At 66.6% G+C, this 21,628-nt stretch carries 17 protein-coding genes and 1 tRNA gene; 11 read left to right on the top strand and 7 right to left on the bottom strand.

Features of this window, described 5'->3' with window-relative positions:
- Positions 1–46: 46 nt before the first annotated feature.
- Both QRN13_RS00630 and recA read left to right on the top strand, forming a co-directional pair.
- A complete protein-coding gene (locus tag QRN13_RS00630) occupies positions 47–1,687 on the top strand; it encodes an MHYT domain-containing protein (RefSeq protein ID WP_284876438.1) in 1,641 nt (546 codons plus the stop codon).
- A gap of 169 nt (positions 1,688–1,856) precedes the next feature.
- Positions 1,857–2,939, top strand: coding sequence for a recombinase RecA (gene recA, locus QRN13_RS00635; RefSeq protein ID WP_055807377.1), 1,083 nt, complete (start codon positions 1,857–1,859; stop codon positions 2,937–2,939).
- A gap of 405 nt (positions 2,940–3,344) precedes the next feature.
- On the opposite strand, the gene QRN13_RS00640 is transcribed toward recA, so the two are convergent.
- The 4 genes from QRN13_RS00640 to QRN13_RS00655 all read right to left on the bottom strand — a co-directional run bounded on the left by QRN13_RS00640 (position 3,345) and on the right by QRN13_RS00655 (position 8,480).
- The gene (locus QRN13_RS00640; protein WP_284876585.1) at positions 3,345–5,537 is read right to left on the bottom strand and encodes a 3-hydroxyacyl-CoA dehydrogenase NAD-binding domain-containing protein; all 2,193 of its coding nucleotides are present in this window, start codon (positions 5,535–5,537) and stop codon (positions 3,345–3,347) included.
- A gap of 17 nt (positions 5,538–5,554) precedes the next feature.
- Positions 5,555–6,760, bottom strand: a complete 1,206-nt coding sequence (locus QRN13_RS00645) for an acetyl-CoA C-acetyltransferase (protein WP_284876439.1) — start codon at positions 6,758–6,760, stop codon at positions 5,555–5,557.
- 204 nt (positions 6,761–6,964) lie between these two features.
- Positions 6,965–7,186, bottom strand: a complete 222-nt coding sequence (locus QRN13_RS00650) for a hypothetical protein (protein WP_284876440.1) — start codon at positions 7,184–7,186, stop codon at positions 6,965–6,967.
- 58 nt (positions 7,187–7,244) lie between these two features.
- Complete coding sequence (locus QRN13_RS00655) at positions 7,245–8,480, bottom strand: PQQ-dependent sugar dehydrogenase (protein WP_284876441.1); 1,236 nt, start codon at positions 8,478–8,480, stop codon at positions 7,245–7,247.
- Positions 8,481–8,669: 189 nt separating this feature from the next.
- Between QRN13_RS00655 and QRN13_RS00660 the strand changes: the two genes are divergently transcribed.
- Together QRN13_RS00660 and QRN13_RS00665 are read left to right on the top strand one after the other, a co-directional pair.
- Positions 8,670–8,746: transfer RNA gene (locus QRN13_RS00660), tRNA-Met, on the top strand.
- A 75-nt stretch (positions 8,747–8,821) separates the two neighbouring features.
- The gene (locus QRN13_RS00665) at positions 8,822–9,133 is read left to right on the top strand and encodes a hypothetical protein (protein WP_055754317.1); all 312 of its coding nucleotides are present in this window, start codon (positions 8,822–8,824) and stop codon (positions 9,131–9,133) included.
- 7 nt (positions 9,134–9,140) lie between these two features.
- Here the strand turns inward: QRN13_RS00665 and QRN13_RS00670 are convergent, their stop codons facing one another.
- The gene (locus QRN13_RS00670; protein ID WP_284876442.1) at positions 9,141–9,806 is read right to left on the bottom strand and encodes a TlpA family protein disulfide reductase; all 666 of its coding nucleotides are present in this window, start codon (positions 9,804–9,806) and stop codon (positions 9,141–9,143) included.
- On the opposite strand from QRN13_RS00670, the gene argH reads away from it, so the two are divergent.
- From argH to QRN13_RS00695, 5 genes are all read left to right on the top strand, one after another.
- Positions 9,805–11,244 (top strand): argininosuccinate lyase, encoded by a 1,440-nt coding sequence (gene argH / locus QRN13_RS00675; RefSeq protein ID WP_502868563.1) that lies wholly within the window; start codon positions 9,805–9,807, stop codon positions 11,242–11,244. The two genes, QRN13_RS00670 and argH, sit on opposite strands and share 2 nt — an antisense overlap.
- Positions 11,241–11,471, top strand: coding sequence for a hypothetical protein (locus QRN13_RS00680; protein ID WP_066628127.1), 231 nt, complete (start codon positions 11,241–11,243; stop codon positions 11,469–11,471). Before argH ends, QRN13_RS00680 begins: the two co-directional genes overlap by 4 nt.
- Before the next feature lies 1 nt (position 11,472).
- Positions 11,473–12,747, top strand: a complete 1,275-nt coding sequence (lysA, locus tag QRN13_RS00685; protein WP_284876443.1) for a diaminopimelate decarboxylase — start codon at positions 11,473–11,475, stop codon at positions 12,745–12,747.
- Between the two features lie 49 nt (positions 12,748–12,796).
- Positions 12,797–13,453: a hypothetical protein gene (locus tag QRN13_RS00690; protein WP_017504919.1), complete on the top strand. Its 657-nt coding sequence runs from the start codon at positions 12,797–12,799 to the stop codon at positions 13,451–13,453.
- A gap of 78 nt (positions 13,454–13,531) precedes the next feature.
- Complete coding sequence (locus QRN13_RS00695; RefSeq protein WP_284876444.1) at positions 13,532–14,521, top strand: cation diffusion facilitator family transporter; 990 nt, start codon at positions 13,532–13,534, stop codon at positions 14,519–14,521.
- Positions 14,522–14,525: 4 nt separating this feature from the next.
- Here QRN13_RS00695 and QRN13_RS00700 read toward each other — a convergent pair whose 3' ends face one another.
- Entirely contained in the window at positions 14,526–15,383 is an 858-nt protein-coding gene (locus QRN13_RS00700) for a glutamate racemase (RefSeq protein WP_045809950.1), read from the bottom strand.
- A 129-nt stretch (positions 15,384–15,512) separates the two neighbouring features.
- Here QRN13_RS00700 and QRN13_RS00705 point away from each other — a divergent pair, with 129 nt between their 5' ends.
- Both QRN13_RS00705 and QRN13_RS00710 read left to right on the top strand, forming a co-directional pair.
- The gene (locus tag QRN13_RS00705) at positions 15,513–17,699 is read left to right on the top strand and encodes a M3 family metallopeptidase (protein ID WP_284876445.1); all 2,187 of its coding nucleotides are present in this window, start codon (positions 15,513–15,515) and stop codon (positions 17,697–17,699) included.
- Between the two features lie 138 nt (positions 17,700–17,837).
- A complete protein-coding gene (locus QRN13_RS00710; protein ID WP_055807418.1) occupies positions 17,838–18,803 on the top strand; it encodes a magnesium and cobalt transport protein CorA in 966 nt (321 codons plus the stop codon).
- Here QRN13_RS00710 and ppc read toward each other — a convergent pair whose 3' ends face one another.
- A complete protein-coding gene (gene ppc / locus QRN13_RS00715) occupies positions 18,804–21,503 on the bottom strand; it encodes a phosphoenolpyruvate carboxylase (protein ID WP_350224828.1) in 2,700 nt (899 codons plus the stop codon). It abuts the gene before it with no gap.
- Positions 21,504–21,628: the final 125 nt, after the last annotated feature.

Genomic DNA, 21,628 nt, shown 5'->3' on the forward strand with positions numbered 1-21,628 from the left:
AACCCGGCTAAGGCTATCGCTGCTGTTTCTTGGGGCTTCGGCGCGCTTGCACCACCTTCACGTCAATGCGTTCACCGTCCTGTCGCTGGCGATCGCGATTTTGGGCGCATGGACGGCTCTGGATCTGTTCAATCGAACCCGCGACCAGATCGGCGCGACGCGGTTGCGTTGGCTGGGCGTCGCCGCCCTGGCGCTGGGCGTCAGCATCTGGTCGATGCATTTCATCGCCATGCTGGGGTTCGAGGTCGAAGGCCCCGTCTTCTATGATCCCGGCCTGACGCTGGTGTCGTTCCTGCTGGCGACGGCCGGCACGTCCGCGGCCTTCGTGACGGCGGGGACGGCGCAGGCCAGCCCCCTGCGGCTGGCGCCGGCGGCCCTGCTGATGGGCGGCTCGATCGTCGCCATGCACTATGTCGGGATGGCGGCGATGCGGATGAACGCCGTCCTGAGTTACCAGCCCGTGCTGGTCGCCCTGTCGGTCGTGGTGGCGGTCGCCGCCGCCTATGCCGCTCTGATCGCGGCCCGTCAGGAGCGGGGTCTGGCCTGGCGCGCGGTCGCCGCCGTGATCCTGGGTCTGGCCATCGTCTCTATGCACCATATCGGCATGGCGGCCCTGATCCTGACCCCGATCGCCGACGCGGGGCCGGTGGAGGGCGGGGCGTCGCCGGTCGTCTTGGCGGTCGCGGTGACGACCGGGGCGGTGACGCTGCTGTTTCTCGCGCTCGGCGCCTCGATCGTGGATCAGCGGGCCAATGTTCTGGCGGCCGTGGACGCCGGCGGCGTCGGCTTCTGGGAAGCGACCCTGCCGATGAAGACGACGATGATGTCAGGCCGCGCGCGCGAAATCCTGTCCATCGATCCGTCCTGCCGCCTTGGCCCGAGCGAGGTCGGCGACCGTCTGTCGCCCGAGGATCTGCCGTTGCATCGTCAGGCGCTGCAGCGCGCCCTGGCGGGGGAGGGCGAATACGATCAGGAATGGCGTCTGCCGGCCTCTGGCCGGTGGATCCATCTGCGCGGACGCCTGATCCGCAGTCGTTCGGGCCGGCCGATCAAGATGTCGGGCGTCATCACCGACATCACCGATCGCCGCGAGGCCTTCGCCGCCTTGGCCGACAGCGAACGCTTGCAGCGATTGCTGATCAACGAACTGAATCACCGGGTGAAAAACACACTGGCCACGGTGCAGTCCATCGCCCACCAGACCGCGCGGCGCACGCCGGATGTCGCCACCTTCACCGCCCTTTTCGAAGCGCGGCTCGTGGCCCTGTCCAACACTCAGAACCTGCTGACGGCCGCGAACTGGGAGCATGTCGATCTGCGCGCCATGCTGGCTCAGGAACTGGCCCCTTATGCCGAGGAACAGGTCCGGCTGACCGGTCCGGCCGTCGATCTGAACGCGCAACAGACGTTGGGGATGGGGATGGTCTTTCACGAGCTGGCGGTGAACGCCGCCAAATACGGCGCCCTGTCGAACGCCTCGGGCTGTGTGCGGATCGACTGGTCCGTGGCGGAAGGCCATCTGCTGCTGGATTGGGTGGAAAGTGGCGGGCCGACGGTGTCGCCGCCTCAGCGCAAGGGCTTCGGTTCGGTGCTGATCGACTCGACGATCAACCGCTCGCTGCACGGCTCGGCGGTCATGACTTATGACCCCGAGGGCGCGAGCTTCAGCCTGCGCCTTCCGCTTTAGATGGCGTCAAAAACGGTCGTAGGATTTGGCTGTTCTCGTTTTGATCAATGAGAACATCTTGTGAACCAGAACAAACCATGCACATAGTCCGCCTCACGAAACGGGGGCGGGTCCAGGCGGGTCTCTCCCAAGCTGAATGACGGGAATCATGGCAAGGGAGACGAAGGCAATGGCTTCACAGGCGGCACTCAAATTGGTGGGCAAGGACGACGGCGACAAGCAACGCGCCCTGGAGGCGGCGATCGCGCAGATCGATCGCGCCTTCGGCAAGGGCTCGGTGATGAAACTGGGCAAAGCGGGCGTGGTCGCCGAGATCGACAGCGTCTCGACCGGCTCGCTGGGCCTGGACATGGCGCTGGGCATCGGCGGCCTGCCGGTCGGGCGGGTGATCGAGGTGTTCGGCCCGGAATCCTCGGGCAAGACGACCTTGGCTCTGCACACCGTCGCGGAAGTGCAGAAGAAGGGCGGGGTCGCCGCCTTCGTCGACGCCGAACATGCGCTGGACCCGGTCTATGCCCAGAAGCTGGGCGTCAATCTGGATGATCTTCTGGTGTCGCAGCCGGACACTGGCGAGCAGGCGCTGGAGATCGTGGATACGCTGGTTCGGTCGGGCGCCGTCGATATTGTGGTCGTCGACTCCGTCGCGGCCCTGACGCCGCGCGCCGAGATCGAGGGCGAGATGGGCGACAGCCTGCCGGGCCTTCAGGCGCGCTTGATGAGCCAGGCGCTGCGCAAGTTGACGGCCTCGATCTCCAAATCGAAATGCATTGTGCTGTTCATCAACCAGATCCGTCACAAGATCGGCGTCATGTACGGCTCGCCCGAGACGACGACGGGCGGCAATGCGCTGAAGTTCTACGCCTCGGTGCGTCTGGACATCCGCCGCACCGGCGCGATCAAGAACCGTGACGAGGTGGTCGGCAACACCACCCGGGTCAAGGTGGTCAAGAACAAGGTCGCCCCGCCATTCCGCGAGGTCATCTTCGACATCATGTACGGCGAAGGCATCTCCAAGCTGGGCGAAGTCATCGACCTGGGCGTCAAGGCCGGCATCATCGAGAAGTCGGGCAGCTGGTTCAGCTATGACTCCACCCGGATCGGTCAGGGCCGCGAGAATGTGCGCGAGTTCCTGAAGCAGAATCCGGACATCGCGGCCTCGATCGAAAAAGCCGTGCGCGCCTCGACCAACAAGATCGCCGACGAACTGCTGGGCACGCCCGAGCCGGACGAAGGCCAGGACCTGGAAGGCTGACGCCGGCCTCCGAGGCTGGGCGGACTTTCAGAGTTCGTCTTGTCTCGGTCCGGTCTTTTCACCGCTACTCCGTCGCCCCTAGCGACCCGCCACCGACCCCGCGAAGGGCGGCGGAGCGACCCGCTCGACCTCGCGTCGAGCGGGTCTTTTTCTTTTGTGAGCGGTGCTGATCTTTCTTTCGTCATTCCGGGCGAAGCGTAGCGGAGACCCGGAACCCAGCGGCGCGCATAAGCGCGAAGCTGTCGCGGACTCGACGCCCCGAGATCCTGCGATGGAACGATCGCCGCCGGCGCCGCTGGGTCCCCCGGTCGCGCTTCGCGCGCCGGAGGATGACGAAAGTCAAACGCCAAACGAAAACGGGCGACCCGAAGGCCGCCCGTTCCGTCTGTGGACGTCCGCGACCGATCAGGCGGCGGCCTTCTCCGGGGCGAACTTGCCATAGAAGGTTTCGTTCTTCGCCGCCATGTCGCGCAGCAACTGCGGGACCTTGAAGCGGTCGCCATAGGTCGCGGCCAGACGGTCTGCGGTTTCGACGAATTTGGCCAGGCCGATGCCGTCGATCATGCTGATCGGACCGCCGGTCCAGGGCGCGAAGCCCCAGCCCAAGATGGCGCCCAGATCGGCTTCGCGCGGATCGTCGATGACGCCTTCTTCCCAGCAACGCGCCACTTCGACGGCCTGGCGATACAGCAGACGTGTCTTCAGCTCGTCGATCTGAGCGAAGGCGGTCGCCTCTTCCGGCTGATCGATGCCCTTGGTGGTGGGGGCCAGTTCGCCCAGACCCTTCCAGATCGTCTTGGGCTTCTGATCGTAATCGTAGAAGCCCTTGCCGTTCTTGCGACCGAAACGCCCGCCCTCGACCATCTTGGCGACGATGTCGGCGCCTTCCGACGGAACGTATTTGTCGCCCAGATCCAGCGCCGTCTGTTTGGCGATCTTGTAGGACAGGTCCAGGGCGACGTCGTCGTGCATCTCCAGCGGGCCGCGCGGCATGCCGGTCATGCGACCGACATTGTCGATCAGCGCGGGGCCGTAGCCCTCTTCCAGCATCGCCATGCCCTCCATCAGGAAGGTGGAGAAGCAGCGCGAGGTGTAGAAACCGCGGCTGTCGTTGACGACGATCGGCGTCTTCTTGATCTTCAGCACATAGTCCAGCGCCTTGGCGATGGCGGCCTGACCCGTCTTTTCGCCCAGGATGATCTCGACCAGCATCATCTTGTCGACGGGCGAGAAGAAGTGGATGCCGATGAAGTCCTCGGGCCGCACCGAGGCCTCGGCCAGGCCGGTGATCGGCAGGGTCGAGGTGTTGGAGCCGAAGACGGCGCCCTCGGCCAGTTGCGCCTCGGCGCGCTTGGTCACGTCGGCCTTGATCTCGCGGTTTTCGAACACGGCCTCGACGACCAGGTCCGAGCCCTTGATCAGATCATAGTCCGTCGTCGCCGTGACCGAACCCAGCAGGGCGTCATACTTCTCCTGCGTCAGCTGACCGCGCGACAGGCGCTTCTTCAGCAGCTCCTCGACATGGGCCTTGCCCTTGTCGGCGGCTTCCTGCGTCTGGTCGATCAGGATGGTTTCGATGCCGGCCAGCGCCTGCACATAGGCGATGCCCGCGCCCATCATGCCGGCGCCGATGACCGTGACCTTCTTCGGATCGGACTTGGGCACGCCGGCCGGGCGAACGGCGCCCTTGTCCAGCTCCTGCTTGGACAGGAACAGCGAACGGATCATGGCCTGCGCCTGCGGCGTCATCAGGGTCTTGATGAAGTAGCGGGTCTCGATGCGCAGGGCCGCGTCCATCGGCACCTGGGCGCCTTCATAAACGGCCTTCATCAGGTTCACCACGGCCGGATAGTTGCCGTAGGACTGCTTGCGCAGCATGGCGTTGCCGACCATGAAGTTCTGGATGCCGGCCGGGTGATAGGGGCCGCCGCCGGGCAGTTTGAACGACTTCTCGTCCCAAGGCTGGACGGCCTTGCCGCCGTTCTTGATCCAGGCCTTGGCGGCCTCGATCGACTGGCCCTTTTCGACAACTTCATGGACGATGCCGGCGCCCTTGGCGTCGTTCGGGCGGAAGGACTTGCCCTCGCTCATCGCCATCATGGCGTTCTGGACGCCGACCAGGCGCGTCAGGCGCTGGGTGCCGCCGCCGCCGGGGAACAGGCCGACCTTGATCTCAGGCAGGCCCAGCTGGATCTTGTTGTCATTCTCGACCACGCGGTAGTGGGCCGCCAGGGTGAACTCCAGCCCGCCGCCCAAGGCCAGGCCATTGATCGCAGCTGCGATCGGCTTGCCCGAGGTTTCCAGCGCACGGAAGGCGCCGTTCAGCTTCCAGCCGGCGTCGAACGCCTTTTGCAGGTCGCCGCCGCCCGACAGCACGCCGCCGGCCATGTCGCCCAGGTCCGCGCCGGCGCAGAAGCCCGAGGCCTTGCCCGAGGTGATGACGGCGCCCTTGATGGCGTCGTCGGTCTTGATGCGTTCGACCAGCTCGGGGATTTCCTTCATCACCGAGGAGGTCAGGGTGTTCATCGAACGGCCCGGAACATCAAAGGTGATCAGGGCGATGCCGTCGGCGTCGACGTCGATCTTGAAGTTTTCCATATCCATTTGCTCCTGGATCAGACGCGTTCGATGACGGTGGCGGTGCCCATGCCGCCGCCGATGCACAGGGTGACCAGGGCGGTCGACTTGTTCGAGCGCTCCAGCTCGTCCAGCGCGATGCCGGTGATCATGGCGCCGGTGGCGCCGAGCGGGTGGCCCATCGAGATGCCGCCGCCGTTCACGTTCATCTTGGCGTGGTCGATGTCGAGCGCCTGCATATAACGCAGGACGACTGCCGCGAAGGCCTCGTTCAGCTCCCACAGGTCGATGTCGTCGGGCGTCATACCCAGCTTGCCCAGCAGTTTGCGGGTCACATATTCCGGGCCGGTCAGCATGATCGACGGCTCCGAACCGATCGAGGCGCCGCCCAGGATCTTGGCGCGCGGCTTCAGGCCCAGGGCCTGACCGGCTTCCAGCGAACCGATCAGCACGCCGGCCGAACCATCAACGATGCCCGAGGAGTTGCCCGGCGTGTGGACGTGGTTGACGCGTTCGACCTCGGGGTAGCGCTGGTTGATCACGCCGTCGAAGGCCATTTCGCCCATCATGGCGAAGGAGGGGTTCAGGCCGCCGAGCGCCTGCATGTCCGTGTTCGGACGGATCGTCTCGTCATGATCCAGGATGGTCAGGCCCAGCTGGTCCTTCACGCTGATCACCGAGTTCTTGAACCGGCCCTCGGCCCAGGCCTTGGCGGCGCGCTTGTGGCTCTCGACCGAATAGGCGTCCACGTCGTCGCGGCTGAAGCCGTATTTGGTGGCGATCATGTCCGCCGAGACGCCCTGCGGCACGAAATAGGTCGGGAAGGCCGAGGAGGGATCGGTCGGCCAGGCGCCCATGTCCGAACCCATGGGCACGCGGCTCATGACCTCGACGCCGCCCCCGACGGCGAAGTCGGCCTCGCCGGACTTCACCTTGGCCGTCGCCATGTTCACGGCTTCCAGGCCTGAGGCGCAGAAGCGGTTGATCTGGACGCCCGCCGTATATTGCGACCAGCCGGCCGAGAGTACGGCCGTGCGCGCGATGTCGGCGCCGAGTTCGCCCACGGGCGTGACGCAGCCCAGGATGACGTCATCGACCTTGGAGGTGTCCAGGTCGTTGCGGTCGCGCAGGGCTTCCAGCACCTGGGTCGCCAGGCTGAGGCCGGTGATCTCGTGCAGCGAGCCGTCCTTCTTGCCCTTGCCGCGCGGCGTGCGGACGGCGTCGTAGATATAGGCGTCAGCCATGGAAGTGCGTCTCCATCTTTGGGCCCATCCTCAACATGCGGCAGGTCGCGGCACGACGGACAAGGCGGTTCCAAGCGTGGACGCCAAGAACCCTACGTTTACGTCAACGTCAAGTAATAAGCCGCGTGATCGCGACCGGTTGCGGCGGATGCTTTGACGGACTGAAGGTATGAGAGCGTGGGAACGCCGGCCGAGCGCCCGCTGTCAGCGAGGTGGAATACGGGTGGCGCCGCCAGTGATCTTGCAGGCGTATTCGGTCTGGGGACGGCCGGTCTGAACGCCAGTCGGCGTCAAAATGCCTTGGTCACGCGTGCAGGCGGCCTCCAGGGCGTTCAGCTCCTGCTGATAGCTATTGGTCGCGCCCATCGTGCTGCAGCCCGAAAGCAGCGGCAGGACAATGGCGGCGGAAAGGATGAGGATACGCATGGTTCGCTGCTCCCTTTGGAGCGTCAACCGCTCCGCATAGCCCCCCGGCCCTCGAAGACTACTGCGTCGCCGACAGCCTGACCAGCTTGCCGTTCTGCTCGTCGGTGATGGCCCAGACCGACCCGTCGGCGCCGACCGCCACGTCGCGGATGCGCTCGCCCAAGTCTGTCAGCAGGCGTTCCTCGCCCACCACCCGGTCATTCTGGATGACCAGACGCGCAATATGTTTTTCCTTCAGGCCCGCGACCAGGAGGTTGCCGTCCCAGCCGGGGAACATGGCGCCCTGATAGAAGGTTGCGCCGCCGGGTGCGATCACCGGATCCCAGTAATAGACGGGCTGTTCGGTGCCATCCTTTTGCGTCGCGCCGCTGTTGATCTTACCGCCCGCATATTCGACGCCGTAGGCCGCATCCGGCCAGCCGTAGTTGGCGCCGGCCTTGTCCAGATTGACCTCGTCGCCGCCGCGCGTGCCATGTTCGATGGTCCAGATGGCGCCCGTTCCCGGCTGAACGGCAACGCCCTGGACGTTGCGGTGTCCCAGGCTCCAGATTTCCGGCAGGGCTCCGGCGCGGCCAACGAAGGGATTGTCTTGCGGGACCGTGCCGTCGGCGTTGATGCGGATGGTCTTGCCCATGTGCGAGCCTAGATCCTGCGCCTGGGGCCGCATGGGCTTGTCCGAGCGCTCGCCCAGGGTGATGAACAACTTGCCGTCCGGCGCGAAGGCCAGGGACGACCCGAAATGCTTGTCGCCGTCATAGACGGGCAGGGCGCGGAAGATGACCTGAACATTCTCGACGCGCGATCCGTCGTCCAACAGTCGACCGCGCGCGACCGAGGTGGCGTTGCCGCCCTCGCGCGGTTCGGCATAGCTCCAATAGATCATGCGATCCTGCGCAAAGCTCGGCCCGACGATCACATCCAGCAGGCCGCCTTGACCGCGCGCATCGACAGCGGGCAGGCCCGCGACCGGTTCGCTGACCTGGCCTTGAGCGGTGATGATGCGCAGACGGCCCGGCTTTTCGGTGACCAGCCAGCGGCCGTCGGGCAGGGCCGCCAGACCCCAGGGGTGGACAAAGCCCGAGGCGACAACCGTATGGGTCATGGCCTGTTCGGTCTTGACGCCCGGCGCGCGGGTCTGGCCGGCGAAGGCCGCTTGTTGATCGGGATTGTTCGCCGGACGGGTTTCCAGCGGGGCCCCGGCCTGAGGCGCAGCACCGGCGCTTTCGCTATTTGCGCCACAGGCGGCGGCGAGAACGAGCAGGGATGTCGAGGCGGCGGCGACGATCAGGCGCATGAAGGGCGAGCTCCGGCTGGGCTGTGGGCGGTCGCTAGGAAACGGCAGGGCCAGCGTTACCGTTCCTGTGGCAGGGCGTCTTGCGCTCTATCGCCGCAGGTTCTGGTCCGAGACGACTTGAACCGCGCGCCCGACGGCGATATAGGCACCCCTCTTTCGCGCTGGCCCCCGGCCTCGCGCAGGGCCCGGGACTGGGTAGCTCAGATGGTTAGAGCGGTGGATTCATAACCCACAGGTCGGCGGTTCGATCCCGCCTCCAGTCACCACCTCATTCCCGCTGCAACCTGCGCCGTTGTGCTGCGTTTTCCGGTCGAGATTTCAACCTTGACCGGAGTTTCGTCGTGACGATCCGAACCAAAGCCCTGATGGCGGCCGTCGCCGCAATGACGCTGGGCGCAGCCGCCTGCACCCAGGCCGAGCAGGAAAAGACCGAGGCGCATGCCGAGGCTGCGGCCGACAAGACGGCCGATGTGGCGTCTCAGGCCGGCGAAGTGATCGAGGGCGGCGCGATGAAGGCGGCGCAGGCGGTCGAGAGCGGCGCCGGCAAGGTCGCCGACAAGCTGGAAACCGAACAGGCCGAGGCTGCGGCCGAGGGCAAGCCTGGCGCGATCAATCCCGCGACCGACCAGCGCGTGCCGGCCAATAACAACTAAAAGTCGATCAGGCGGGAGGCGGCGCGCCGCCCTCCGCCAGGATCGCATCGATCAAAGCGCGGGCTTCTTGGCTGGACCAGTCCGCCTCACCCTTCATGACAGCCCGAATGCGGCCCTGACGATCCAAGATAATGGTCTGCGGCATGGCGCCCTTGCCGGGGAACTCGAACGGCAGCTGGAATTTGGCGTCGCTGTAGAAGGGCAGGGGCGCGTGATCGGCCAAAAAGCGTTTCCCCTCGGCTGCGGCTTCGGGTGTGGCGTCCACGTTAATAGGCAGGACGACCAGATCCTCGTTCGCCTCATAGGCTTTCGCCAGCGCCTGGAGCGTGGGCATTTCCGCCTTGCACGGCGCGCACCACATCGCCCACAGGTTTACTACGATGACCTTTCCCTGAAAGGCTGAGAAACGAACGGCTGTGCCGGTGCCGTCGCGGAACGCGTATTCGGGCGCGGGCTTCGCCTCGGCCGGGGTCGACAACGCGGCCAGGGATCCAACCGCGAAGCGCGCCAGGTCGCTTTTTGGCGCCGCAGCGGCGGTTGTGGTCTGTTCGACTTGCGCCTTCTGGCGATGATTGGCGTATAGCGACATCGCCATGCCGCCGGCGCCGGCGATGGTGCTGACGACGACGACCGCGCCGACGACCGCCCAGATCGCCTTTCTTGAGCCGCTCATGACCGAAACACCTTCTTCCGACGCCAATCCATCCGGCGGTTCGACTGCGCCGGTGAAGCCCGCGGGTCAAGACATGTGGGGCGGACGCTTTTCGTCGCGCCCCGCCGAGATCATGCAGGCGATCAACGTTTCCATCGGCGTGGACCAGCGCCTGTGGCGTCAGGATCTGGCCGGATCGCGGGCTCACTGCCGCATGCTGGCCAAGCAGGGCATCATTGCGCAGGCCGATGCGGACGCGATCCTGGGCGGGCTGGAGGTCATCCAGTCCGAGATCGAGGCCGGGACCTTCCCCTTCCGCGATCAGTTCGAGGACATCCACATGAATGTGGAGGCTCGCCTCAACGAGCTGATCGGCGAGCCGTCGGGGCGTCTGCACACGGCGCGCAGCCGCAACGATCAGGTGGCGGTCGATTTCCGCCTGTGGGTGCGCGACGCCTGCGATCGCTCGGTCGCGCAGTTGAAGGCCTTGCAGGCTGGGCTGCTGACGCGCGCCGAGCAGCATGCGGGCAACCTGATGCCCGGTTTCACCCATCTGCAGACCGCCCAGCCGGTGACCCTGGGTCACCATCTGATGGCCTATGTCGAGATGTTCGGCCGTGACGCGGGGCGTTTCGCCGACGCCCGCGCCCGGATGAATGAGAGCCCGCTGGGGGCGGCGGCCCTGGCCGGTTCTCCCTTCCCCATCGATCGCCAGGCGACGGCGGCGGATCTGGGTTTCGACAGGCCGATGGCTAATAGCCTGGACGCCGTGTCGGACCGCGACTTCGCGCTGGAAAGCCTGGCCGCCGCTTCAATCACGGCCGGGCATCTGTCGCGCTTGGCCGAGGAGATCGTGGTCTGGATGACGCCGATGTTCGGTTTCGCCAGCCTGCCCGACGACCTGACCACCGGCTCGTCGATCATGCCGCAGAAGCGCAATCCGGATGCGGCCGAACTGGTGCGGGCCAAGACGGGTCGGATCATGGGGTCTCTGGTCGCCCTGTCCACGGTGATGAAGGGCCTGCCGCTGGCCTATTCCAAGGATATGCAGGAGGACAAGGCGCCGGTGTTCGAGGCGTTCGACGCCCTGGACCTGGCCCTGGTCGCCATGACGGCGATGGTGTCGGCGCTGCAACCCAACACCGAACGGATGGCCCAGGCGGCGGGCGCAGGCTTTTCCACCGCGACGGATCTGGCCGACTGGCTGGTGCGCGAACTGAACCTGCCGTTCAGAAAGGCGCACCACGTGACCGGCGCGGCGGTCAAACGTGCGGAAGGCCTAGGCGTGGATCTGTCGCAACTGCCGCTGGAAGAAATGCAGAAACTGGAGCCGGGGATCACCGAAGCGGTTTACAAGGTGCTGACCGCCGGGGCTTCGTGCCAAAGCCGCCAAAGCTATGGGGGAACCGCGCCGGAACAGGTCCGTGCGCGCATCGCCGACTGGAGAGACCGCCTGTGAAGAAGACCCTCATCGTCGCGGGCGCGCTCGCCCTCCTGACCTCCGCCTGCGGCCGAATGGCCGATCTGGAATCGCCGGTGCGCGAGACGGAGCGTGCGCCGCGCAGCAGCCGCGCGCCGGGTCTGCCCGAGCCGGCGACCATGAACCGTCCGTCCAGCAGCGTGCCGATCGACGGCGGCCCGTCCAACCCGATCGGCGCCGGCGCCGCCCAGAACGACCCGCGGTAAGTTGCACCATTTCGACCTGAAGGACGGCGCCCTCCATGCCGAGGGCGTGCCGCTGGAGCTGATCGCGGACGAGGTCGGCACACCGGCCTATGTCTATTCGACCGCGACGCTGAAGCGGCACTACGGCCTGCTGCGCGCCGCCGCCGATGCGCATCGCGACGCTCTCGGCGAGGCCCTGATCGCCTTTGCGGTCAAGGCCAACTCCAACCTGTCGGTGCTGGCGACCCTGGCGAAACTGGGGTCGGGCGCAGACACGGTGTCCGAGGGCGAAATCCGTCGCGCCCTGGCCGCCGGCGTGCCGTCCGACCGGATCATCTTCTCCGGCGTCGGCAAGACCGATGTGGAAATGGCCTTCGCCATCAGCGTCGGCGTGCGTCAGATCAACGTCGAATCCGGCGCCGAGCTGGATCGGCTGATCGCCGTCGCAGCCATGATGGATGCCTCGCCGGCCATCGCCATCCGGGTCAATCCGAACGTGGGCGCGGGTGGTCACGCCAAGATCACCACGGGCGGCAAGGGCGACAAGTTCGGCGTGCCGGTCGAGGAGGCGATGGATCTCTATGCCTGCGCCTCGGCCTCGCCCCATGTCACGCCGGTGGGGCTGGCCTGTCATATCGGCAGCCAGATCACTGACCTTAAGCCGCTTGAGGCCGCCTTCGAGGTCTTGGCGGACATGACACGCAAGCTGCGGGCGCAGGGTCATGCCGTGACCCGCCTGGATCTGGGGGGCGGGCTGGGCGTGCCCTATTCCGGTGGGACCGAGCCGCCGTCGCCGGCCGAGTATGTCGCCATGGCCGCGCGGGTTCTGAACGGGCTGGACGTTGAGGCGGCGTTCGAGCCGGGCCGGCTGCTGGCCGCCAACGCCGGCGTGCTGCTCAGCCAGGTGATACAGGTCAACGAACGCTCGGACGGACGGCGCTTTCTGGTGCTGGACGCGGCGATGAACGACCTGATGCGGCCGGCCCTGTACGACGCCTTCCACGACATCCAGCCGGTCAATCCGCGCGAGGGCGGGGCGACGGCCTATGACGTGGTCGGGCCGGTGTGCGAGACGGGCGACACCTTCGCGCGTGACCGCGCGCTGCCTCCGCTGGAGGCCGAGGACCTGATCGTCTTCACCGGCGCGGGGGCTTACGGCGCGGTGATGTCCAGCGAATACAACAGCCGGCCCCTGATCCCCGAAGTGCTTGTGGATGGCGATCAGTGGGCCGTGATCCGGCCACGCCCGACCTATGAAGAGATGCTGGACCGCGAGCCGTTCGCCGATTGGCTTTGATCGCCGATTCTTCTCGACCGTTATAAAGTAACACGCTATAGGGCCGGTCATGTCTCCCGGTCCCGAACAGTCCGTCATGCTTTCCCTGCTGGGCGGCGGCTTCGTTGCGGCCTTTCTGCATGCGGCCCTGCCGACCCACTGGCTGCCGTTCACCCTGGTCGGGCGGGCGCAAGGCTGGCGACCGTCGCGGATTCTGATGGCGGTGACGGCGGCGGGGTTGGCCCATATCGCCACGACGGCGGTGGTCGGTGGCCTGATCGTAGCGGCGGGTCTGGCGCTGGATCAGTGGATCGAGGGCGTGCTGCCTCACCTTGCGGCAGTGCTGCTGTTTCTGTTCGGCGCCTTCTATCTGGCGCGCGCGACCCTGAAGCGCCCGGCCATGGCTGGTGGTCCCGCCGTCGAGACGCCCGAGCCGGCCGTGTCCGACAAGGCCGCCTTCCTGGGTCTGGTCGCCATGATGGCGGTCTCGCCGGGTGAAGTGCTGCTGCCCATCTATCTGTCTTCGGCCTCGGCGGGGCTTGGCGCCCTGGCGCTGCTGACGGTGGTGTTCGCGGCGGGGACGATCGCCGGCATGGCGGTCTTCACGGCCCTGGCCAGCGCTGGCGCCTCGATCCTGCGGCTGGAGCGATGGGCGCGATATGAGGGAGCGGTGCTGGGCGTGGCCTTGATCGCTCTCGGCCTCGTTGTCGCCATGCACCAACACTGAAGCGATATTACATGATAACATTCAACGCGTTATCATGTAGCGGCTTGGCTGTTTCGCCAGAGGGCGTATAGGCGAGCCATGAAGGCCGCGCACGACCACAGCCCCAGCCACCGGCATGACCACGATCATGCGGATCACGGCCACGGGCATTCTCACAGCCATCACGGACATAGCCACGGCCACGGCGGTCATAGCCACGGCCCGGTGGACACCGGCGACTGGCGCTATGCCGTCGGCTTGGTGGTCAATCTGCTGTTCGTGGCGTGCGAGTTCGGCGCGGGGCTGATCGCGGATTCGACCGCCCTGTTGGCCGACGCCGGGCATAACCTGTCGGACGTGCTGGGTCTGGCCATGGCGGGCGGCGCGGCCTGGCTGGCGCGACGCGGCGCACATGGGGCGGCGGGCGGTCGGCGGACCTATGGTTTCGGCAAGGCGACGGTGCTGGCGGCGCTGGGCAATGCGTTGCTGCTGATCTTCGCCTGCGGGGCCATCGCGTTCGAGGCCGTGCGGCGATTCAACGAGCCTGCGCCGGTCGGCTCGGGCGTCATCATGGCGGTCGCCGGCATCGGCTTCGTCATCAACCTGGGCACTGCGCTGCTGTTCATGAAGTCGCAGCACGATCTGAATGCGCGCGGCGCCTATCTGCACATGATGGCTGACGCGGGCGTGTCGCTGGGCGTGGTGCTGGCGGGCGGGCTGATCATGATGACCGGCTGGTCGGTGGTCGATCCGCTGGTCAGCCTGGCGATCGTCGTCGTGATCCTGTGGTCGACCTGGGGCCTGCTGAAGGACTCGGTCAATCTGGCCATGGACGGCGCCCCGACGGGCGTGGACGTGCCGGCTTTGGAACAGGCGCTTGTCGGCTTGCCGGGCGTACGAGCCGTGCACGATCTGCACGTCTGGGGACTATCGACGACCGAGACGGCCCTGACCGCCCACCTGGTCCACGACCGCGCCGACACGGCGGCCCTGATCTGCGAGGCTCAGGCCGTGGCGAAGCGTTACGCCATCGGCCATACGACCTTGCAGCTGGAGACCGAGCCGCTGCCGGATTGCCCGGGCTGCTGAGCCCTTAGGCCTGTTCGAACGTCACCGGCGCGCCCCAGAATTGGGACACCAGTTCCGACTGCGGCCCGGCCTGGCCGGTGGTCAGGAAGTCGCGACGCCCGCTGTCGCCCAGATCGTATTCGGGGTGCGCCTTGAAATAGCGCTCCAGCGCGTCAGCCACCGCCGTCGGCTGTTCGATCAGAACGGTGCCGGCCGGCAGAGCCTGGGCGAACAGTTCGGCGACGATCTCATAGTGGGTGCAGCCCAGGATGGCCTTGTCCGGGTGGCGGCCGATGCGGCGACGCAGCGCATCGACGTGGTCGTCGATCACCACCTTCAGCTCCTCCGGCGGCGCGCCCAGCTCGATCAGACCCGCCAGGCCGGGGCAGGGCTCGGAAAAGACGGCGATGTCCTCGCGCCGCTTGTCGATCTCGATCTCATAGACGCGGCTGATAGCGGTGGCGGCGGTGCAGAAGACGCCGGTGATGTCGATGGAGGCGACCTTCTCGCCCTCCTGCGGGCGCTCGGCCTCGAAGCTCCAGGGCTTGCCGGTCGCCGCCTCGATGGTCGGGACGATGATGCCGAGGATATTGACCGGGCGGCCAAGACGCTCGCGCAGACCCGGCAGCCAAGTCTGTTGCAGACGGCGAAGCGCAATGGCGCTGGCGGTGTTGCAGGCCAGGACGACGACGGAGGCCCCGGCGTCGAACAGCCGCTCGCAGCCGGTTTTCGTCAGTTCGACGATGTCTTCGCCGCCGCGCCCGCCATAGGGGGCGTGGGCCTGATCGGCCAGATAGACGAAGTCCCGCTGGGGGAAGCGTCGGGTCAGTTCGCGATGGACAGTCAGGCCGCCCACGCCGGAGTCGAAAACGCCAATAGCCATGGCCCGGCTTTAGAACAGTGCGACGACGTATCCAACCGGATTGGCGACAAGTTTATCCCCGCGTCAGGTGACGGGGGCGATTCGTGCGCCTAAGTGTATCGCAACCATGATCTTGTTTCGGAGCATTCCATGCATAGACGCCAGCTTCTCATCGCGGGCGGCAGCCTGATGGCCCTGTCGGCCTGCGCTTCCACAGGCGCGACCTCGGGCGGGTCTGCTGCGGCGCCGTCCGCCGCCAGCGTCGCCGAGGAAGCGCGCATCGCCCGCGCCGTCCTGCCCAGCCAGACGCCGCGCGCCGAGCTGCTGCAGGCCTGGACCGGGGAGTATGATGGCGTTCCGCCCTTCGACAAGGTGACGCCGGCCAAACTGCGCGAAGCCATGCTGGAAGGCATCGAACTGCAACGCGCAGACATCGCCGCCATCGCGAACAACCCGGAGGCCCCGACCTTCGCCAACACCATGGCGGCGCTGGAGCTGGCCGGCGAGCCGCTGGACCGGGCGTCCAACGTCTATGGCGTGATGACCTCCAACATCGGCGGCGAAGCCTATGACGCGGTCGACACCGAGCTGTCGCCGCTGCTGTCGGCTGCTTCGGACGAGATCACCTTCAACGAGAAGTTGTTCCAACGGGTCAAGACCGTCGCCGACACCGCGGACGTAGCAGGCCTCAGCGCTCAGCAGAAGCGTCTGGCCGAGCGTCGCCGCGACGCCTTCATCCGTTCGGGCGCCAATCTGGACGCGGCCGGCAAGGCCGAACTGGGCCGGATCAACACCGCCCTGTCCAACGCTTTCACCCGCTTTGGCCAGAAGGTCGTCGCCGACGAGAACGCCTGGACCCTGATCCCGAACGAAGCCGGTCTGGCGGGCCTGCCGGCCTCGAACAAGGCCGCCGCCGCCGGCGCCGCGCGCAGCCGCAATCTGCAAGGCTGGGCGATCCTGAACACGCGTTCGGCGGTCGATCCCTTCCTGACCTTCGCTGACGACCGGGCCCTGCGCGAGCAGGTCTGGAAGAAGTTCGTCAATCGCGGCGACAACGGCGACGCCAACGACACCAACTCGACCATCGCCGAGATCGTGAAGCTGCGCGACCAGCGCGCCAAGCTCTTGGGCTATCGCAACCACGCCGAACTGCGCATGCAGGACACGATGGCCAAGACCCCGGCCAATGCTCAGGCCCTGATGGATCGCGTCTGGGCGCCGGCCAAGGCGCGCGTCGCCGAGGAAGTCGCGGACATGAAGGCGATCGCCGGTTTCGACATCGAGCCGTGGGACTACCTCTACTTCGCCGAGAAGGTGCGTAAGGCCAAGTACGATCTGGATCAGAACCAGCTGAAACCCTACTTTGAGCTGAACGCGGTCCGCGCCGGCTCCTTCGCCATGGCCGAGCGCCTGTACGGCTTCCAGTTCAAGAAGCTGCCCAAGGGATCGGTGCCGACCTTCGAGCCCGACGTCGAGGCCTACGAGGTCTATGACAAGAGCCGGGACGGCCGCCTGATCGGTCTGTATTACACCGACGACTACGCCCGCCCAGGCAAGCGTTCGGGCGCCTGGATGACCACCTACCGGTCCTTCTCGCAGCTGGACGGCGCCAAGGTCATTCTGGCGTCGAACAACAACAACTTCACCAAGCCGGAGCCGGGCGAGCCCGTGCTGATCTCGCTGGACGACGCCGAGACCCTGTTCCACGAGTTCGGCCACGCCCTGCACTATCTGTCGTCGGTGGTGACCTATCCGTCGTACGGCAATACGCCGCGCGACTTCGTGGAATATCCGTCGCAGGTGCACGAGCACTGGGTGCTGAGCCGCCCGATCCTGGACGGATATCTGAAGCACTATCAGACGGGCGCGGCCATGCCGGCCGAACTGGTCAACAAGATCGAGGCCGCCGCCACCTTCAACCAGGGCTATGCGACGGTCAGCTACCTGTCCTCGGCCATCGTCGACATGGACCTGCACACCCAGGCCGTGCCGCCGACCGACATCGACGCGTTCGAAAAGGCCAGCTTGGCGCGAATCGGCATGCCCAAGGAGATCGTGATGCGGCACCGCCTGCCGCAGTTCAATCACCTGTTCACGTCGGACGCCTATTCGGCGGGCTACTACAGCTATCTGTGGTCCGAGACGATGGACGCCGACACCTGGGCCTATTTCGAAGAGTCGGGCGACGTGTTCAATCCGGACATCGCCGGCCGCTTCAAGTCGATCATGCTGGCCCCTGGCAACACCACCGATCGCGCCGAAGCCTATCGCGCCTTCCGCGGTCGCGACCCGGACGTGGCGGCCCTGCTGAAGGTCCGGGGCTTCCCGGTTTCCTGATCAAGGGCGCTACCGCGCTTCGCGCGAGTTGAGCGCATTCGTAAACCTAACGGCCGGCGGAGCGATCCGCCGGCCGTTTCGTTTGGCGGAAACCTGGCCTAGAGCAGGTCGAGACCTGCGCAGATCCCGGAACCCCGCATGACCGTCGTCGCCTCCTACGTCTATCGTGACGGCCAGCGCGTGCGAGAGGCGCCGCTGACGCCCGAGGGGTTGGCGCTGGAGCCGGGCGAGTTCGTCTGGGTGGGGCTGTACGATCCGACGGACGCCGAGATCGACGTCCTGGTGGAACGGTTCAAGCTGCATCCGCTGGCGGTCGAGGACGCCCTGGCGGCGCACCAGATGCCCAAGGTCGAGGTCTATGGTCGCGAACTGTTCGTGGTGGCGCGCACAGCGATGAAGATCGATGACCGGCTGGCCTATGGCGAAACGCACGTCTTCGTCGGCGACGACCATGTGGTCAGCATCCGTCACGGCTCGGCCCGCGCCCACAACCATTTGCGCACACAGCTGGAAGCCTCGCCCTTGCAGCTCAAGAAGGGTCCCGATTTCGTCCTGCACGGCATTCTGGATTTCATCGTCGACGCCTATGCCCCCATCGTCGACGATGTCGAGGACAGCGTTCTGGAGATGGAGCAACGCACGCTGGACGCTTTTCTGTCACGCCTGGAAATCCGCCGGCTCTTCACCCTTCGCCGCGAGCTGCTGAAGTTTCGGCGCATCCTGGGGCCGATGGAAGAGGTGCTGGGACGGCTCCAGTCGCTGGACCTGCCCTGTATCGATCCGGACGTTCGGCCCTATTTCCGCGACGTGGGCGACCACGTGCGGCGGGTGAACAGCCGGCTCGGGGGATTGAACGACATCCTGTCGTCGGTGTTCGAAGTGGCCAACCTGCTGGAGCAGCAGCGTCAGGGCCTGATCACGCGCAAGCTGGCCGCCTGGGCCGCCATCCTGGCCGTGCCGACGGCCATCGCCGGCATCTACGGCATGAACTTCGAGCACATGCCCGAGCTGCGCTGGGAATACGGATACTATGCGGTCCTGGGCGTAATCGCGGCCATCTGCGCGGCGCTGTATGTGACGTTCAAACGGACGAAGTGGCTGTAGTCAGCCGCTGTTTCGCAGGCCTGCCGCCACGCCGTTGATGGCCAGAAGGATGCCCTCGCGGACGCGGGGGTCGTCGTCGCCTGCGCGGCGGCGGCGGATCAGTTCGATCTGGACGTGGTTCAGTGGCTCGACATAGGGCATGCGCAGCCGGATCAGCCGGTCCAACTCGGGCTGGCCGCCCAGCAGGGCGTCATGGCCGGTGACGGCCAAGATGGCGTCGTGGGTGCGCTGCCACTCCTCGCGGATTTCACCATAGATGCGCGACGCCAGAGAGGCGTCGGGGACCAGGGTGGCGTACCGGCGGGCGATGGTCATGTCGGACTTGGCCATGACCATCTCCATGTTCTGGACCAGGGTCTTAAAGAAGGGCCAGGCCTCGGCCATCGCCTTCAGCTCGCCCATGTCCTTGCCCTGCACCGCCGAGCCGAAGCCGAACCAGCCGGGCAGCATGACCCGGCTTTGCGACCAGCTGAACACCCAGGGAATGGCCCGCAGATCCTCGATCCGCGTCGAGGCGGTGCGCGACGACGGGCGCGAGCCGATCTTCAGATCGGCGATCTCGGCGATGGGGGTGGCGGCGCGGTAGTAGTCGACGAAGCCGTCGGTCTCATAGACCAGCTTGCGATAGGCGGCCATCGAACGCGCCGACAGGTCCGACAGGGTCGCGCCGTGTTTGGCGGTGAAGGCGTGATCGGTGCCCTTGCCCAGCGAGGCCAGCATGGCGCCGCAGGTCAGGGCGTCCAGATTGCGAAGCGCGATTTCCGGCTCGCCGTATTTGTTGGCGATGACCTCGCCCTGCTCGGTGGTGCGGATGCGGCCCTGGACCGTGCCTTCAGGCTGGGCCAGGACGCCGGCGAAGGACGAACCACCCCCGCGCCCGACCGTGCCGCCGCGCCCATGGAACAGTTGCAGCTTCAGCCCATGCTTCTGCGTCACCTCGACCAGGGCGCGCGAAGCCTCGTGCAACTCCCAGCCCGAGGTCAGGTAGGAGCCGTCCTTGTTCGAGTCAGAATAGCCGATCATCACCTCCTGCACGCCTCGCGCCTTGGCGACTGCGAGGGCCGACGGCTCCTGCAACAGCCGCTCCAGGGTGGGGCGCGCGGCGCGAAGGTCTTCGATGGTCTCGAACAGAGGCGCGGCCTGGATCGGGCAGGCGGCGGGGTCTTCGGGTCGGTAGAGACCGACCTCCTTGAGCAGCAGATAGACTTCCAGCAGGTCGGAAGCCGCGTCGGTCTTGGACACGATATGAGTGCGGATGGCCTGCGGGCCGAAGGCGGCGAGCGCTGTCGCGGCGGCCTGAAGGATGGCGCGTTCCTTCAGCGTTTCCGGCTCATAGTCGGCATAGGGGCTGAACAGCAGGCGCGACGAGGCCAGTTCGGCGGCCAGCACCTTCAGGCGGCCTTCTTCGTCCAGCGCCAGATAGTTGAGTTCGACGCCCGCGACCTTCAGCAGGTCGGCGACAACACGTTCATGGACGTCGGCGTTCTGGCGCATGTCCAAGGTCGCCATGTGGAAGCCAAACACCTCGACCGCCGTGATCAGATCGCTGAGCCGGTCGTCGGCGAAGACGCCGCCGTGGTGCGACACCAGGCTGTCGTGAAGCGTCTTCAGATCGGCTTCGAAGGCGTCGGGCCCCGGATAGGGTTCGGCCTTGACCGCGGGGCGACGGGGCGGGGGGGCGTCGCCCAGCTTCTCGTGCGTGGCGGCGAGGCGGGCATAGACGCCGGTCAGGGCGCGGCGATAGGGCTCGTCCGCGCGGTGGGGCGAGGGGTCGTGGGCGGCGTCGGCCAGGGCCTGAAGCGCGGGCGACACCTGGGCCAGTTCGGCCGCGAGGCTGAGTTCGGCGCCCAGGGCGTGCACCTCGTCCAGATAGAAGGTCAGCACGGCCCGCGCCTGGGTGCGGAAGGCGGCGGCCATCACCGTGGCGTCCACGTTGGGATTGCCGTCGCGGTCGCCGCCGACCCAGGTGCCGACGCGCATGAAGGGCTTCAGCTCGGGCGCCTCCAGCAATCGCCGCCAAGCCGACAACTGCTTTGGCGCGACGTGCAGGAAGATGCGGTCCAGGAAGGAGACGACGGTGTCGATCTCGTCCTGCACCACCAGGCCCTGGGTGCGGACCAGGCGCGTGGCCCACAGGATGACGATCTGGCGGCGCAGCGGTTCTGCGATGGCGTCCAGGGTGCAGGCGTCGCCGGCCTTGTCGCAGGCGTCCAGCAGGTCGGTGATGGCGGCGATGCGGTCGATGACGCTCTTGCGCCGGACCTCCGACGGGTGGGCGGTCAGGACGGGCGAAATCAGCGACTGATCCAGTAGGGCGCGCACGGCCTCGCGGTCCACGCCTTGATCGGCCAGACGCTTCAGCGCGCCTTCGGGCGTGTCGGGCCGGGCGCCGGCCTCGGCCTGGCTCTGGGCGCGGCGGCGGGTCGAGCGGTCCTCGGCGATATTGGCCAGCAGAGAGAATAGGGCAAAGCCGTGCGCCAGACCGGCCGCCTGATCCACCGACATGGCGGTCAGCAGCTTCTCCAGCCGCTTGGCGGGGTGCGAGGCCGGGTCGCGGTGATAGGCGATCGAAGCCTGTCGCACCGCCTCGACATGGTCGAACAGGGCCTGACCGCCCTCGTCGCGGATGATGTCGCCCAGAATGCCGCCGAGCAGTCGGACCTCGTCACGCAGGGCGTCGTCGGCGGCGGGGCTCATCATCTCAAATATCCTGGGACCGCTCTGGGTCGGCGCGGGGAGGTCGGCATCTGGAAGGGCAAAGTCGCCCGCGTCAACGCACGATCCGTGACAGCCGCTCCCGGAAATCACCGCGGCGATCATGGTGA

Origin of the sequence: Brevundimonas sp. MEB006b, assembly GCF_030209705.1 — a bacterium.
Taxonomy (GTDB): Bacteria; Pseudomonadota; Alphaproteobacteria; order Caulobacterales; family Caulobacteraceae; genus Brevundimonas.